Source organism: Enterobacter sp. PL1, from assembly GCF_945957325.1.
Taxonomy (GTDB): Bacteria; Pseudomonadota; Gammaproteobacteria; order Enterobacterales; family Enterobacteriaceae; genus Enterobacter; species Enterobacter roggenkampii.
Window position 1 is genome coordinate 42,672 of record NZ_CAMFKT010000018.1, and the last position, 16,257, is coordinate 58,928.

Consider the following 16,257-nt stretch of genomic DNA (forward strand, 5'->3'; position numbering starts at 1 on the left):
TTTACACTCGCAACCATTTTTGCAATATTTGTTTTCATAAACTTCATAATTTCCACACATTTATTGACACTATGTTCTCATTCTCATGCGCGCTGACTCTGAAACCTTGACGGAAAACGTCACTTCAAAAGCTAACTGGCCTCTGGCGCTATCTGCGGGGTTACTGGGCATCGGGCAAAACGGTTTGCTGGTGATGCTCCCGCAGCTGGTCACCCTGACCGGGCTGTCACTCTCGGTCTGGGCCGGGCTGTTGATGTTTGGATCCATGCTCTTTTTACCGGCATCACCCTGGTGGGGGCGTCAGAGCGAGCGGAAGGGGTGTAAGTCCGTCATGCTGGCCTCACTAAGCGGCTATCTGGCCAGTTTTGTTGTGATGGCGCTGGTGGTCTGGGCGATGGCGGCCGGAAGGCTGGATACGGTCTGGGGGCTGGCGGGGCTTATATTCTCGCGCCTGCTCTATGGACTGACGGTCTCGGGGCTGGTGCCTGCGGCCCAGACGTGGGCGATTCAACGTGCGGGACTGGAGAAAAGAATGGCGGCGCTGGCGACAATAAGCTCCGGCCTCAGCTGCGGGCGTTTGCTCGGCCCGCCGCTGGCGGCGCTGATGCTCAGCGTTAATCCGGTAGCACCGCTCTGGCTGATGGCGATTGCGCCGCTTCTCGCTCTGCTGCTGGTGCTTCGCGAAGTCGCTGACCCGCCGCTGCCGCCGGTAGCCCACCAGGCAACCCGCCTGCAGGCCTCCATGCTGCCGTTCCTGCTGCTGGCGCTGCTGCTGGCGGCGCTGGTGAGCCTGATGCAGCTTGGCCTGTCACCGCATCTAAGCCCGTTGCTGAACGGCAACGCCCGGGAGATCAGCCATCATGTTGCGCTCCTGCTGAGCGTGGCCGCGCTGGCCACGCTCGCGGCACAGTTTCTGGTGGTCCGCCCGCAGCATTTCAGCCCGGTGACATTGCTCTGCATCGCGGCGGTGCTGATGGTGGCCGGTCTTGGGCTGATGTCTGTCGCCGGTTTAGCGCTGTTCTACGTGGGGATTGTTATCACGTCACTCGGGGCGGCGATGGCCACGCCGGGCTACCAGCTGCTGCTGAACGATCGGCTAACCACGGGGAAAGGGGCGGGCGTCATCGCCACCAGCCACACGTTAGGCTACGGCGTCAGCGCGCTGATTGTGCCGGTCGTGACGCGCTTTTACGGGGAGCAGTCTTTAACGGTGGCCGCGTGGGGAATGGCATTGCTGTTTTTAGCCCTGAGCATAGGGGTATGGTCAACCGAGCGTACCCCTGCTGAAAAAGCTTAATGGACCTGGCGGGACGAATGCCCGCCGGACGCCTCATTCTGCCGCAGGCGCTGTAGCGGATCCTGCTGATAAAACTGGCAGAAACGTTGCCAGAGGGCCGGAAAACGGGGCGCGAAGAGCTCGGGCGCGCTGAAGAAGTACTCGGAGAGCACCGCAAAGCACTCTGCCGGGTCGGTTGCCGCATAGGCGTCAATGCTGGCCGCGCTTTCGCCCACCAGGTCTATTTCATCCTGGATGTTATCCATCGCCGCGTGCAGGTCGTGCTCCCAGCCCGCCACTTCGCGAAGCGGGATCAGCGGTACTCCGCTGGCGCGATCGCCGTTGCGGGTGTCCAGCTTGTGTGCCACTTCATGGATAATTAGATTAAAACCGGAGGCGTCGAACGAGTCCTGAATATCGAGCCAGTTGAGGATAATCGGCCCTTGCTGCCAGCTTTGTCCGGACTGCACCACGCGCTGGTTATGCACCAGCCCAATATCGTCCTGCCATTCGTCATCCACCACGAACGGCGCAGGATAGATAAGCACTTCGTGGAAACCGTCCAGCCACTCAATGCCGAGTTCAAGCACCGGCAGACAGAAAAGCAGCGCGATGCGGGCGTTTTTCAGGGGATCGAGTTCAAACCCCTGCAGCGGCACCAGGCGCTTTTGCTGTAAAAAACGATCCGCCAGCTGAACCAGTTTCGATTGTTCATCCGGGTTTAGATTAGCCAGAACAGGGATCGTCAGCGCGTCATCCCATGGCAGCGCCACATCCCGGCCAGCCTCATTCGTTTTCCAGGGCCACTTTATCATCGCTTTGCTCGCAAACTCGTCACTTGAACAAAAATGGGAAAGTCAGATTCGGTTAAGATGCCAGAATATCGCCTGCTGCGACAAATCCAGCCTGAATAAACTATCATTTCGTACGTAGCGGTGGGTAGCGGTTTGCGGGCATCACCTTCATTTTGTGAAGTCTGTCGTAGCCTTTATCCGCAGGTGGGGTGAATAAATCAGTACGGTATTGAAAAGATGAGCGATTTCAAAGGTAACAAGCAGGACCTGCCCAGTCGACTGTGTGTGCACTGCCAGCGGCCCATGACGTGGCGCAAGAAATGGGCGAAATGCTGGAATGAGGTTAAATACTGTTCTGAGCGCTGTCGCAGGAGCCACCGTTGACCGAGCTACGTCTGATCCTGGGCGATCAGCTTAATCCGCATCACAGCTGGTTTGATACCTGCAGTCCGAACATCATTTACGTGATGCTGGAACTCCGGTCAGAAACCGACTATGTGCTTCATCACGCCCAGAAAGTTATCGCTATCTTCGCCGCCATGCGCGCGTTTTCCTCTGCATTAAAGGAGAAGGGGCATCGGGTGAGGTATGTCCGGCTCTCTGATGACTCAAACCGCGGCGCGCTGGAAGACAATCTCAACGCGCTTGTCGCGCATTACGGCGCGGGTAGGGTGATATGGCAGGAGCCCGACGAATGGCGTCTTGATACGCAGCTGCAGGCGTGGGCGAAGACGGTCTCCGTTGACACGGCCTGCGTCAGCAGCGAGCATTTTTTCACCGTGCGGGAACAGGTCAGCGCGTTTTTTGCGTCGCGCAAAAGCTGGCGAATGGAATACTTTTACCGGGAAATGCGTCGTCAGTATGGCGTACTGTTGACGTCAGCAGGCGAGCCGGAAGGGGGGAAATGGAATTTCGATGCTGAAAACCGCAAGCGCTGGTCCGGCGAGCCTCCCGCGCCGGGGGACGCGCGTCCCTGCCACGATCGTTCCGCCTTATGGGCGGAGATCCAACGCTGCGGCGTAAAAACCTTCGGCGAACCGCAGGCCGACAATTTTCGCTGGCCGCTCAACCGTTCTGAAGCCAAAGCCAGGCTGAATGAATTTATCACGCACGTGCTCCCGCAGTTTGGAAACTGGCAGGACGCGATGCACACGGAGGAACCTTTTCTTTTCCATTCGTTAATTTCGTTTGCGCTGAATACAAAGATGCTTAATCCGCGGGAAGTGGTTGCCGCCGCCCAGCAGGCGTGGCGTTTGGGCCACGCGCCGCTGCCTGCCGTTGAAGGGTTTATCCGGCAAATTCTCGGCTGGCGGGAGTATGTGCGCGGGATCTACTGGTCGCAGATGCCCGGCTATCGGGAACTGAATGCCTTAGACCAGCACGCCCCGCTGCCGGACTGGTTCTGGACGGGCAAAACGCAGATGCGCTGCCTGGCGCATGCCGTTGGGCAGTCGCTCACCGAGGCTTACGCCCACCATATCCAGCGCCTGATGGTCATTGGAAACTTTAGCCTGCTCAGCGGCCTGTCGCCGCAGGCGGTTCATGAATGGTATCTGGGCGTCTATATGGACGCCTTTGAGTGGGTGGAACTGCCCAATACCCTCGGCATGAGCCAGTTTGGCGATGGCGGGTTGCTGGCCAGTAAGCCCTACGTCTCAAGCGCGTCATACATTCATAAGATGAGTAATTACTGTCAGGGGTGCCGGTATCAGCACAACCAGCGTACCGGAGAGCAGGCCTGCCCCTTCAATGCCCTTTACTGGGACTTCTTTGCGCGCAATCAGGCGCGTCTCGGCAACAATCCCCGCCTGGGCATTGTCTTTAAACAGCTTGCGGACATGACGGAAGAGGATCGGCAGGCCATTGCCGACCGCGCCGGGTACGTCCGCCTGCATCTCAACGACCTCTGATCGGTATTTCAACGCCTGGCCGGTTGCGGCAGGTCAATAAGACGCTATTATTTTTGACTTTGTTGCGTATTCCCTGACAGGACATCCAGACGCTATGCCCGTGAATTTTGACCTTAACGATCTTTATGCTTTCAGAGCGTTAGTGGAATACGGTAACTTCCGTGTCGCTGCTGAATCTATCTGCTTATCCCAGTCGGCGCTGAGCCGCAGGATTGAAAAGCTGGAAGCCGCGCTGGGAAACAGGCTGTTCGATCGCACCACCCGCCGCGTGGCGCTGACGCTCTACGGGCAAAACTTTGCCGAGCGCTCCGCGCAGCTGCTCGACAGCGTGGAGTCAATGCTCGCGGATGTCGATAAGGCCAGCGAAGAGCGGACGGGGCTGATCGCGGTTGCCGCGGTACCTTCCGCGGCCTGTTACTTTATGCCTGACGTGATCCGGCGTTTTCAGTCTCGCTATCCGCGCGTTCGCATCAAGCTCATCGACAGCAGCGCGGGGAATGTGATTGACGCCGTGGCCCGCAGCCAGGCGGATTTCGGCATCTGCTTCGCAGGAAACCTGCCGTCTGAAATCGAATTTTTGCCGCTGGTGGAGGATGTCTACGTCGCGGCGTGCCGAAAGGATCACCCCGTGGCGCAGAAGAGTCACCTGACGTGGCAGGCGTTTTACCAGCAGGATTATATCTCCCTCGATAAAACGTCAGGTAACCGTAACCTGCTCGATCGGATGCTGGGGGATATAGTTCCCGGGCGCCCCAGCGTCTGCGAAACGCGTCACGTCACCACGATGCTCGGTATGGTAGAGGCGGGGATTGGCATCGCTGCCGTTCCCGCCATGTCAATGCCGACCTCAGAGCACACGCTGTTGACGCATCTGCCGCTGGTGGCGCCGGAAGTGAAACGCACCGTTGGGCTTATCCGGCGCCGGGGGCGCATCCAGTCTTACATTGCGGCTGAACTGGAAAAGCAGATCACCGAGCAGTATCGCCGGACGTAACGGGGATCATCCCCGTCTTCTCGATGACGGCGCGTGAGGGCGGTGAGGCGAGATAGGTCAACAGCGCTTTCCCCTCGTCAGGATGTTCAGCGTGACGAGTGACCGCACCCGCGAAGCGCGTGATGTATTGCACATTGTCAGGGATTTTCCCGACAAAGGTGACGCCCTGAACCGGCAACAGCTCGCTAACCTGCTGGAAACCGACGGCGTATTTTCCTTTTGCCACTTCTAAGGCGACCGGAATGCGCTCGACCATTGTCGCTTTATCGGCGACCTCCTTTTCAATGCCCAGCTTTTTGAACAGCCCCTGGCTGACGTACCTGCCGCTGGCGCTGTCAGAGTAGGCGATGGAGCTGGCCTGCAGCAGCGTTTCACGCAGTTTCGCGTCGCTGCTGATGTCCGGTATATCCGCTCCTTTTTTTACCACCATGCCGACGGGAGAGTCCGCAAGTTCCGTTCGCGAACCCGGCCGGGTCTGGCTGGCCTTTTCGAGCTTCTCCAGCGCATCACCCACCATAATCACCACGTCGGCCTTCTCGCCGCGCGCGAGCCGGTTTGGGATCGCCTGCGGCGTATTGCCCATTGAGGGGCCGGGGATGACCACAATTTTATCCCCGGTCTGGCGTTCATACTCCGGCGCCAGCTTTTCCAGGGCGGCTTTGAAACCGCCGGAAATCATGACCTTCACGTCCTGCGCGCAGGCGCTCACGCTCAGGAACATCAGCACCAGCGCGCTGGCGGTATAGCGAGACGTGCGTTTCATGCGGCCCCCTGTGACTTGACGGTATTTTGCAGCGACATCGCACGACGGCGGTAGAGGTAGAGCGTTGCCAGCAGGGCACATACCGCAGCGAAGCTCATCCAGTAGCCCGGCGAGGCTTTGTCACCGGTGTATTCAATCAGCGCGGTGGACATCACCGGGGTAAAGCCACCGAACACCGCCGTTGCCAGGCTGTAAGCCAGAGAGAAGCCTGCCACGCGGACTTCAGCAGGCATAATTTCCGTCAGCGCCGGGATCATCGCGCCGTTATAGAGACCGTAGAGGAAGGAGAGCCACAGCAGCACGCTCAGCATCATCGAGAAGCTGGGCGCGTTCGCCAGCAGCGTCAGGGCCGGGTAGCTGGTCGCCAGCGCCAGCAGGGTCATGGCAATCAGCACCGGCTTGCGGCCAAAACGGTCCGACAGGGCACCGCCCACCGGCAGCCAGACGAAGTTAGAGATCGCCACCAGCAGCGTGACCAGCAGGCTGTCTGACGCGCTCAGCATCAGCACCTTTTTACCAAAGGTGGGCGCATAAACGGTGATCAGATAAAAGGCCGTGGTGGTCATCGCCACCATCAGCATGCCCGCGACCACTACCTGCCAGTTCGCGAGCAGCGTTTTAAAGACCTGGCGCATCTCCAGGTGATGGCGGCGCGCGCTGAACTCTTCCGTCTCCTCCAGCTTGCGGCGCAGGAAAAAGATAAACGGCACGATTAAACAGCCGAACAGGAACGGGATGCGCCAGCCCCATTCGCGGATGGCGCTCTCTTCCAGCACCGCGTTCAGCGCAAAGCCCATTGCGGCGGCGACCATAATGGCGACCTGCTGGCTACCGGACTGCCAACTGGTGTAAAAGCCCTTGCGGCCCGGTGTGGCGATTTCCGCGAGATAGACCGACACGCCCCCAAGCTCCGCGCCGGCGGAAAAGCCCTGCAGCAGACGGCCCGTCAGCACCAGCAGCGGCGCCCAAAGCCCAATACTTTGATAAGACGGGATCAGCACGATCAGGAAGGTGCCTGCCGCCATAATGGAAAGCGTCACTATTAGCCCTTTGCGGCGGCCAACCTTGTCAATATAAGCCCCCAGCACAATGGCGCCGATTGGACGCATCAAAAAGCCCGCGCCGAAGACGGCGAAGGTCATCATCAGCGACGCAAATTCACTGCTCGCCGGGAAGAACGTGTGGGCGATGTAGGTGGCATAGAAGCCGAACAGAAAGAAATCGAATTGCTCAAGAAAGTTGCCGGACGTGACGCGAAGTATCGCGCCCGCCTTCGAACGTACGGTTGCAGGTGAGGTTGAGGAAAACATGGTTATCTCCAGTTTATTGTTGACGTTTTACGCGTCTGTTTCTGAAAACTGGATCAGGATGAGGAATTAGATAAGCGCAAATGCCGCATCGACTGATGCATTTCTTGCATGAATATAATCCGGCGAATAAATACAATTAATGGCAACAATAACTTAACAAAATGTTGGCTTTTTATTCACCAATATTCTGTAAGTCTCTGATATTGCGATTTTGTGATGTGGCGCAGAGGCGCGTTTCAGAATGAGCCGGGTAACCGCTTTATTACCCGGCGGAGGCCATTTAGCGCAGCGCCCTGGCAATCGCGCTAAACATCAGAGAGGCTTCCAGCGGCTGGGCGCTGAAGGACGGTTCCGCCTGCGGCCAGGTAGACCACTGGACGATGACCAGATTTTCCTTCGGGTTCACCACGATCATCTGTCCGAAAATGCCCAGCGCCCAGAGCGAACCTTTCAGCGAATCCTGTGCCGTCGGCTCTACGCCCGCGGCGTTGGCGGGCACTTCATTGTTCCACCACTGGTAGCCGTACAGCCCCTCGGGATGGGCGTCTGAGACCGAGCCTTTGGCCTTCGTCCAGTCTGACGACTGCCGGATCCAGTTTTCCGGCAGGATGGTCTTACCGTTCGGTAACGTACCGTTGTTCAGGATAAATTGCCCGAAGCGTCCCCAGTCCTCCAGCGTGGCGTTAAAGCCGTGCGCGCCGACGTCGTGCTGGCCTTTGCTGTAGGCATGCCACACGCCGTCGCTCGCCATGCCGTAAGGCTGCCAGATGCTTTTCTCCAGATAGGCTGCGAGCGTCATGCCGGTGGCCCGCTCCAGCACGTCACCCAGCAGCCAGGCGCCGCCCGAAGAGTAAGACCAGTTCTCTCCGGCCGGGTGCGCCCTGCGTAACCCCTTCACCAGCTTGCGCACGCAGTCATAGGTACCCGGCTTCGCCTCGCACTCGGTGAGCTGCGCGAAGTCGGATTTAGGGTTGGTGTAATCCTCGTTCCAGGCCACGCCGGAGGTATGGGTGATAAGCTGCTTAAGCGTCACGCCGTCCCACGCGGTGCCTTTCAGGTCGGGTTCATACCGCGTGACCAGGTCGTCGAGCGAGTGAATTTTTCCCTCTTTGAGGGCCACGCCCACCAGCGCCGATACCACCGATTTCCCAACCGAGCGCGAGGTCCAGAGCGTCGAGTCGGTATTGCCCTCTCCAAGATACTTCCAGGCGGTTTTGCCGTCCTTCAGCACCAGCATGCCGCTGACGTTTTGCCGCTGGAGGTAGTCCTTAAGGCCGTAGCGCCTGCCGTTGACCTGATAGTGTGCGTCCGTGAGCGGCTTGTCCGACATTTCCAGCGGCACAGCGTTACCGTGGTGGAAAACATCCCCGGTGTAGTTGCGGTAGTCATTGCGAAAGCCCACCACCCGATCGGCCTGACTCCAGGTGAGCATCTTATGGGTGTCAGGCAGCGTGGTGTCGAAGGGGGCAGGGCAGGCGCTGAGGTCGGTGCCTTTACAGGCCGCCACTGCCGCAGGGGAGATCAGGGTGCTGAAGACAAGGCCCGCCAGCAGGGCATGGTTTACTTTACTGTTTTTCATATCCGTCTCTTACAGGTCAAGAACGGCTTCAGTTTAAAAACCCCGGGGCTATAATAAAAAACGCGTAATGGGGGAAAATCCCCCAAAAAAACAGAGGGAGCGTAGCGTGGCGGGACTGATTTACTCTTTTGCACAGCTCGAGGCATTTACCGCCGTGGCCGAGAATGGGAGCCTCAGTAAAGCCGCGGTGGCGCTGAAGAAGGACCGCACGACGCTTCGCGATCTGGTTGATTTTATTGAGGATGGGTTGGGCTACGCGCTGTTTATTCGCGACGGCCGCACCCTGCGGCTCACGCCCGAAGGGGAACAGCTTCAGCGCCAGGCGCACCTCCTGATGCGGCAGGTAAAAGCCTTTGAGGCGTTTGCCAGAGAGGTGCCGCACGGTGCGACGCAGGACCTGACGCTGGTCTACGATCCTTTTACGCCCAGAGCCTTTCTGCACGGGGTGATTGCTGAAATGGCGGTGCGAAAAATCCGCCTGAGCCTTATCTGCGCCTCGCGGGATGAATCGGAACGGCTGCTGGCGAATAACGACGCGGATCTGGCCATCTGCCAGGCGCGCAACCGCAGCGTGGGCAACGACATGGAGTGGCGTGCCCTGGGGGCCATCGATATGGATTTTTATGCCGCCAGCGGGCTGTTTGCGGACAGTGCTTCCCCTCTGTCGCTGCTCGATCTCTCCCTGGTACCTCAGGTCGTCATGCACCCCGCCTCGGACGAGCCGGTGGCGCGCCGCCTGCAGATTTCCGGGCATACCCTCTTTACCAATGAGCCGGAGATGCTGCGCGGTCTGCTGGAGCGCGGCTGCGGCTGGGGATTCTTACCGACGCATTTTCACGCCGGGCAGTGGCAAAACGTAAAAAGGCTGCACACCGAAGTGGGCAGCCAGGGGATTGGTCAGACGATGGTCACCATCTGGAAGCCGGGGAGCGACAAGCGCAGCACAATCGCTGAAACGCTGTCGCTCTTGCCGGATGTATGGAAGCAATCAGCGCTGTGAACAGCCTTTACACTGCTGGTTCTGGATCTGCTGGAAGAAATCGTTGCCTTTGTCATCCACCAGGATAAACGCCGGGAAGTTCTCGACCTCGATCTTCCAGATAGCTTCCATGCCCAGCTCAGGATACGCCACGCACTCCAGGCTCTTGATGCTGTTTTGCGCCAGCACCGCCGCCGGGCCGCCGATGCTGCCCAGGTAGAAGCCGCCGTGCTTATGGCAGGCGTCCGTCACCTGCTGGCTGCGGTTGCCTTTCGCCAGCATGATCATGCTCGCGCCGTGGGACTGCAGTAAGTCCACATACGAATCCATGCGCCCTGCCGTGGTTGGGCCGAGGGAGCCAGACGCGTAGCCTTCCGGCGTTTTGGCCGGGCCTGCGTAGTAGATCGGGTGATCTTTGACGTACTGCGGCAGTTCCTCACCGTTGTCGATTAGCTCTTTCAGCTTCGCGTGGGCGATGTCGCGCGCCACGATGATGGTCCCGTTCAGCGACAGGCGGGTAGAGACCGGGTGTGCGGAAAGCTGCGCCAGGATCTCATTCATCGGCTTGTTCAGATCGATGCTAACCACGTCGCCTTCACCCTGCTGGCGCAGTGATTCAGGAATGTACTGGCCCGGGTTGTGCTCCAGCTTCTCAATCCAGATCCCGTCGCGGTTGATTTTCGCTTTGATGTTGCGGTCCGCGGAGCAGGAGACCCCCATGCCGATAGGGCAGGAGGCGCCGTGGCGCGGCAGGCGGATCACGCGGATGTCGTGGGCGAAGTATTTCCCGCCAAACTGCGCGCCGAGGCCGAGGTTCTGGGCTTCCTGGAGCAGCTCCTGTTCGAGCTGAACGTCGCGGAACGCCTGGCCGTGTTCGTTACCTTCCGTTGGCAGCGCGTCGTAGTAGCGCGTGGAGGCCAGCTTCACGGTTTTCAGCGTGGCTTCCGCCGAGGTGCCGCCGATCACGAACGCGATATGGTACGGCGGGCAGGCCGCGGTACCGAGAGTGCGCATCTTCTCAACCAGATAGTTTTTCAGCTTCGCCGGGGTGATCAGCGCTTTGGTTTCCTGGTAGAGATAGGTTTTGTTGGCAGAACCGCCGCCTTTTGCCATGCACAGGAATTTGTACTCATCGCCGTCAACGCTGTAGAGGTCAATCTGCGCCGGCAGGTTGGTGCCGGTGTTCACCTCTTTATACATATCCAGCGCCGCGTTCTGGGAGTAGCGCAGGTTGTCTTCAATGTAGGTGTTGTACACCCCCTGACTCAGGGCCGCTTCGTCACCGCCGCCGGTCCAGACGCGCTGGCCTTTTTTACCCATGATGATCGCCGTGCCGGTATCCTGGCAGGTTGGCAGCACGCCTTTAGCGGCGATTTCAGAGTTACGCAGGAACTGCAGGGCAACGTACTTATCGTTCTGGCTCGCTTCCGGGTCGTTAAGAATGGCGGCGACCTGCTTCTGATGGGAAGGACGCAGCATAAACGCAGCGTCGTGGAACGCCTGCTGCGCCAGCAGCGTCAGCGCCTCTGGCTCGACTTTCAGGACTTCCTGACCGTCGAAGTCGGCAACGGAAACGTGCTCTTTGGTCAGCAGATAGTATTCGGTGTCGTCGTGCGCCAGTGGGAAGGGGTTTTGATAAAAAAACGGTTTGTTTGACATAGCTTGCTCCAAAAAAATAAAACCGCCGGAGGAGAAGTCCGGCGGTCAGGAATCAGAACATCATGGACATCCACGGATAGCCAATCAGCAGCAGGGCCGCCAGGAAGATGGCACCGAAGATAGTGCCGAGGCGCCAGTAGTCTTTGGTTGGCAGGTAGCCGCTACCGTAGTAGATCGGGCTTGGGCCAGTGCCGTACGGGGTGATGATCCCCATCACGCCCAGCGAGGTCACCATCAGCAGAACGAACACTTCCATATTCATGCCCGGAATGGTGGAGGCGATGGTCAGCATCGCTGGCAGCAGCGCCGTGGTGTGCGCGGTGGTGCTGGCAAACAGGTAGTGCAGCAGGTAGAACGCCAGCAGCAGGACGATGGTCGCTACGCCCGGAGAGATACCGCTCATTAACAGACCACCTTCTTTACCCAGCCAGCTGATAAAGCCGGTAGAGGAGAGGCCGTCCGCCAGCGCAACCAGGGTGGCGAACCAGACGAAGGTGTTCCACGCGGCTTTGTTACCGGTGATATCGTTCCACTCCAGCACGCCGGTCCACAGCATCAGGCCGACGATGAGCAGGGCAGCCATAGCGGGTTCAATCCACGCGGCGGCGAAGATCCACATCAGCAGCGCACAGCACACGAACACCAGCAGCAGGATTTCGTTGCGGGACAGTTTGCCCAGTTTTTCCAGCTCACGGGTCGCCCACAGCGGCACTTCGTTGTTCACCTTCACTTCTGGCGGGTAGAACCAGTAGGCCAGCAGCGGCATAGCCAGAATCAACAGGATACCCAGAGGCAGGAAGGCGAGGAACCAGGTGCCCCAGGAGATATCAATCCCAACCGTACTTTTCACCAGCGCCAGCGCCAGCAGGTTCGGCGCGAGGGCGGAGAGGAACATTGAACTGGTGATACAGGCCGCGGTGATCGCCACCCACATCAGGTACGAACCAATTTTACGCGCGCTTGGGTCGTTCGGTTTAGAACCGTACAGCGGCGGCAGGTTAGCGATGATCGGGTAGATGGTCCCGCCGCTGCGCGCGGTGTTGGACGGGGTGAACGGTGCCAGCAGCAGGTCAGCAAACGTAATCGCGTAACCGAGCGTCAGGCTGCGACGGCCGAGGTATTTCACCAGAATCAGCGCCAGACGGCGGCCGAAGCGGGTTTTGTCATAGCCTGCGGCGAACATAAAGGCACCGAAAATTAGCCAGACGGTAGAGTTACCAAACCCGCTCACCGCCCATTTAAAGGAGGCGCCCGCCAGCTTGAATTTCGGATCAGCCAGCTGTTCAGGGCTAAACAGCACCCACTGGCTGCACAGCGCAATGGCGACCACGCCGGTGAGACCGATCACCGCGCCCGGCAGCGGTTCGAAGATCAAACCGACGATCACGCCAACGAAGATAGCGAAATAGTGCCACGCGTAAGGAGGCAGGCCTTCCGGTACCGGAACAAACAGCAGCAGTACGGCGACGATGACGGGCAGTGCCATCATCAGCAGACGTTTTGCGTTTCCATTTGATGCCTGGTTCGCCACAGGGGGCGTTACAGCAGTTTTTGTATTCATAGTTTCACGTCTTAAGTTGTCAAAAATTCGGTCGCACTGAAAAGTCAAAATTGCTTTCTTAAGTTTCTTTGCTTTTTTTAGTTATTAAAGGTGCGATTTTGTATTTTCAGTAATAGCAATTTAACGCTTTTATGGAGGCGCTAAATTAAAAATTGATGATGTTTTTATATTGCGCTTTTGGATGCCATAACTATTGATCGCGATCAAAAAAATAGAATTGCAGCGTTATTTTTATGCTTTTATTAATAACCACTCTGGCGTATGTGGGTATTCCCTTTTTTATTGGTTTATTTTATCATTTTTGTAACATTTTTATTTTCTGTGATTTTATATATGTTTGTTTTGTTTGGTTTTTTTAGTGATTTGGAGAAGTGGTTTTACCAATCATTATTTAACGAATTTTAAATTATTGTGAATGGCTAAATGACATTCGCTAACACCAATGTGTTAATTGTGTTATTGCAGGGATTAAATAGTTTTTTAACTAACGTAATAACTTTAGAAACTAAAAAAATCATTATATTAATATCATGACATCGGCAAATAACGACGAACTAAAAAATCAATCCGATAACGAATTCTTAATTTTAAAAAGTTTGGAGTTTCAATTATGAGCACTAACGAACGTATTCTTAGCCCCTTCACATTACCGAATGGCACTGAACTGAAAAACCGTTTGTTAATGGCCCCTATGACCACCTGCACCGGCTATTACGACGGCACCGTCACCAGCGAACTGGTGGAGTACTATCGTGCCCGTTCCGGAAGCATCGGCACCATCATTGTGGAGTGCTGCTTCGTCGACGATCTCGGTCTCGCCTTCCCGGGCGCGATCGGGATTGATAATGATGAGAAAATTGCCGGGCTGGCGAAAATCGCGGAGGCGATCAAATCCAAAGGATCTAAAGCCCTGCTGCAGATCTACCACGGCGGCCGCATGGTCGACCCGAAACTGATCGGTGGCCGTACGCCGGTTGGCCCAAGCGCTGTTGCCGCGCCGCGTGAGGGCGCAGCAACGCCAGTGGCACTGACTGGCGAAGAAGTGGAAGGCATGATCGGCAAGTTTGGTGAAGCGGTGCGCCGCGCCATCCAGGCCGGCTTCGACGGCGTGGAAATCCACGGGGCAAACACCTATCTGATTCAGCAGTTCTATTCGCCAAACTCTAACCAGCGCGATGACGAGTGGGGCGGCAGCCGCGACAACCGCGCGAAGTTCCCGCTGGCAGTACTGGATATCACCCACAAAATGGTGCGCCAGTACGCGGACGACGCCTTTATTATTGGCTACCGCTTCTCTCCTGAAGAGCTTGAAGTGCCGGGCATCCGCTTTGAAGACACCATGTACCTGCTGGAAAAACTGGCGGCTCGCGGCGTGGACTACCTCCACTTCTCCGTCGGCGCGACCCTGCGTCCTTCCATTGTTGACACCCAGGACCCGACGCCGCTGATCGAAAAATACTGCGCGATGCGTTCTGAAACGCTGGCTCAGGTACCGGTGATGGGCGTGGGCGGCGTGGTGAATGCCGCCGATGCCAATGAAGCGCTGGACCACGGTTACGACCTGATTGCCGTTGGCCGTGCCACCATCGCTTACCCGGACTGGACCGACCGCATCGCGGCAGGGGAAAACCTGGAGCTGTTTATGGACAGCACCCAGCGCGAGGCGCTGAACATTCCTGAGCCGCTGTGGCGCTTCTCGCTGGTGGAAGCGATGATCCGCGACATGAGCATGGGCGAATCGAAATTCAAACCGGGCATGTTTACTGAGAAGGTGCAGGACGACGCGAACGAGCTGGTGATTAACGTCAGTCTGGAAACTGACCGCATTGCAGACATCGAGCTGGCCTCTGGCCCGAGCGAAGACGTTGAGTTTGTCACCAGCTTTGAAGAGATCCGCACCCGCATTCTGGATGCCAACACCCCGCACGTTGATGCCATCACCGGCGCCACCAGCCAGAGCGAGGCGGTGAAGAAAGCGGTCTCTAAAGCGATGCTGAAATCCAGCAAAGCGCTGGCCGCGGAAGAGGGCGTTGACCCGAACGAAACCCGCAGCGTGGACGTGGTGGTTGTCGGCAGCGGCGGCGCCGGTCTGGCGGCGGCGATTCAGGCGCACGACGAAGGCGCGAGCGTGCTGATTGTTGAGAAAATGCCAACCATCGGTGGCAACACCATTAAAGCCTCTGCCGGGATGAACGCCGCAGAAACCCGCTTCCAGCGCGTGAAGGGCATTCAGGACAGCAAAGAGCTGTTCTACCAGGAAAGCCTGAAAGGTGGCGGCAACAAGAACAACCCGGAACTGCTGCACCGCTTCGTTGAGAACGCGCCGCAGGCGATTGAATGGCTGGCAACCCGCGGCATCATGCTGAACGACATCACCACCACCGGCGGGATGAGCATTGACCGTACCCACCGTCCAAAAGACGGCTCAGCGGTCGGCGGCTACCTGATCAGCGGCCTGGTGCGTAACGTCAACAAACGCAACATCGAGGTGATGCTGGATACCTCCGTCAGCGACATCATCTTCGAAAACGGCGAAGTGACCGGCGTGCGCCTGACCACCGAAGAGAACGAAACCCTCACCGTGGCAGCGAAAAGCGTGATTGTCGCCACCGGCGGCTTCAGCGCTAACAGCCAGATGGTGGTGAAATACCGCCCTGACCTGGAAGGGTTCGTTACCACCAACCACAAAGGGGCGACCGGCGGCGGCATCGCGCTGCTGGAGCGTATCGGGGCAGGTACGGTTGATATGGGCGAGATCCAGATCCACCCAACCGTTGAGCAGAAAACCTCGTACCTGATTTCCGAATCCATCCGCGGCGGCGGGGCGATTCTGGTCAATCAGAAAGGGGAACGCTTCTACAACGAAATGTCGACCCGCGATAAAGTCTCGGCGTCAATCATCGCCCTGCCGGAGAAATACGCGTACATCGTCTTTGACGAGCATGTTCGCGCCAAAAACAAAGCCGCGGATGAGTACATCGCTAAAGGCTTCGTGACCAGCGCCAGCTCGCCAAAAGCGCTGGCGGAAGCGCTCGGCATGGATTACCACGCTTTCCTGGCGACCCTGGAACGTTACAACGGTTTCGTTGAAAAACAGCACGATGACGACTTTGGACGTACCACCGCGCTGCGTGCGCCAATCAATGAAGGGCCATTCTACGCCATTCAGATTGCACCGGGCGTGCACCACACCATGGGCGGCGTGACCATCAACACCGAAACCTGCGTGCTGGACAGCAACCACAACGTGCTGCCAGGTGCGTTTGCGGCCGGTGAAGTGGTCGGCGGGATCCACGGCGGCAACCGTATCGGCGGTAACGCAGTGGCAGATATCATCATTTTTGGTACCCTTGCAGGACATCAGGCGGCTCTGCGTTCGAAAAAGATGTAAGGCACCTGCTTCCCAGGCCGGATACGCACAGCGCTATCCGG

12 protein-coding genes are annotated in these 16,257 nt (G+C 57.8%); 6 read left to right on the forward strand and 6 right to left on the reverse strand.

The window, feature by feature from the left end; genetic code table 11:
- Nucleotides 1–85 precede the first annotated feature (85 nt).
- Nucleotides 86–1,297, forward strand: a complete 1,212-nt coding sequence (locus N6P30_RS16485; RefSeq protein WP_023293857.1) for an MFS transporter — start codon at nucleotides 86–88, stop codon at nucleotides 1,295–1,297.
- Here N6P30_RS16485 and mtfA read toward each other — a convergent pair.
- Entirely contained in the window at nucleotides 1,294–2,091 is a 798-nt protein-coding gene (mtfA, locus tag N6P30_RS16490; protein WP_023293858.1) for a DgsA anti-repressor MtfA, read from the reverse strand. The two genes, N6P30_RS16485 and mtfA, sit on opposite strands and share 4 nt — an antisense overlap.
- 216 nt (nucleotides 2,092–2,307) lie before the next feature.
- On the opposite strand from mtfA, the gene N6P30_RS16495 reads away from it, so the two are divergent.
- The 3 genes from N6P30_RS16495 (at nucleotide 2,308) to N6P30_RS16505 (ending at nucleotide 4,974) form a co-directional block, all read left to right on the forward strand.
- Complete coding sequence (locus N6P30_RS16495) at nucleotides 2,308–2,454, forward strand: DUF2256 domain-containing protein (RefSeq protein WP_071530926.1); 147 nt, start codon at nucleotides 2,308–2,310, stop codon at nucleotides 2,452–2,454.
- Complete coding sequence (locus N6P30_RS16500; protein WP_023293859.1) at nucleotides 2,451–3,980, forward strand: cryptochrome/photolyase family protein; 1,530 nt, start codon at nucleotides 2,451–2,453, stop codon at nucleotides 3,978–3,980. Before N6P30_RS16495 ends, N6P30_RS16500 begins: the two co-directional genes overlap by 4 nt.
- 94 nt (nucleotides 3,981–4,074) lie before the next feature.
- Nucleotides 4,075–4,974: a LysR family transcriptional regulator gene (locus N6P30_RS16505; RefSeq protein WP_023293860.1), complete on the forward strand. Its 900-nt coding sequence runs from the start codon at nucleotides 4,075–4,077 to the stop codon at nucleotides 4,972–4,974.
- On the opposite strand, the gene N6P30_RS16510 is transcribed toward N6P30_RS16505, so the two are convergent.
- The 3 genes from N6P30_RS16510 to N6P30_RS16520 form a co-directional block, all read right to left on the reverse strand.
- Nucleotides 4,949–5,737: a substrate-binding domain-containing protein gene (locus tag N6P30_RS16510; RefSeq protein WP_023293861.1), complete on the reverse strand. Its 789-nt coding sequence runs from the start codon at nucleotides 5,735–5,737 to the stop codon at nucleotides 4,949–4,951. The genes N6P30_RS16505 and N6P30_RS16510 overlap by 26 nt on opposite strands.
- Nucleotides 5,734–7,047, reverse strand: a complete 1,314-nt coding sequence (locus N6P30_RS16515; protein ID WP_023293862.1) for an MFS transporter — start codon at nucleotides 7,045–7,047, stop codon at nucleotides 5,734–5,736. Before N6P30_RS16515 ends, N6P30_RS16510 begins: the two co-directional genes overlap by 4 nt.
- Nucleotides 7,048–7,327: 280 nt before the next feature.
- A complete protein-coding gene (locus N6P30_RS16520) occupies nucleotides 7,328–8,626 on the reverse strand; it encodes a serine hydrolase domain-containing protein (protein WP_023293863.1) in 1,299 nt (432 codons plus the stop codon).
- A 67-nt stretch (nucleotides 8,627–8,693) separates the two neighbouring features.
- Between N6P30_RS16520 and N6P30_RS16525 the strand changes: the two genes are divergently transcribed.
- Nucleotides 8,694–9,626 (forward strand): LysR family transcriptional regulator, encoded by a 933-nt coding sequence (locus tag N6P30_RS16525; protein ID WP_050582417.1) that lies wholly within the window; start codon nucleotides 8,694–8,696, stop codon nucleotides 9,624–9,626.
- On the opposite strand, the gene fumA is transcribed toward N6P30_RS16525, so the two are convergent.
- Entirely contained in the window at nucleotides 9,615–11,264 is a 1,650-nt protein-coding gene (gene fumA, locus N6P30_RS16530) for a class I fumarate hydratase FumA (protein WP_023293865.1), read from the reverse strand. The two genes, N6P30_RS16525 and fumA, sit on opposite strands and share 12 nt — an antisense overlap.
- A 52-nt stretch (nucleotides 11,265–11,316) precedes the next feature.
- Nucleotides 11,317–12,825 (reverse strand): anion permease, encoded by a 1,509-nt coding sequence (locus N6P30_RS16535; protein ID WP_008500292.1) that lies wholly within the window; start codon nucleotides 12,823–12,825, stop codon nucleotides 11,317–11,319.
- Nucleotides 12,826–13,435: 610 nt separating this feature from the next.
- Here N6P30_RS16535 and N6P30_RS16540 point away from each other — a divergent pair.
- Nucleotides 13,436–16,216 (forward strand): flavocytochrome c, encoded by a 2,781-nt coding sequence (locus N6P30_RS16540; protein ID WP_023293866.1) that lies wholly within the window; start codon nucleotides 13,436–13,438, stop codon nucleotides 16,214–16,216.
- The last annotated feature ends 41 nt before the right edge of the window (nucleotides 16,217–16,257 follow it).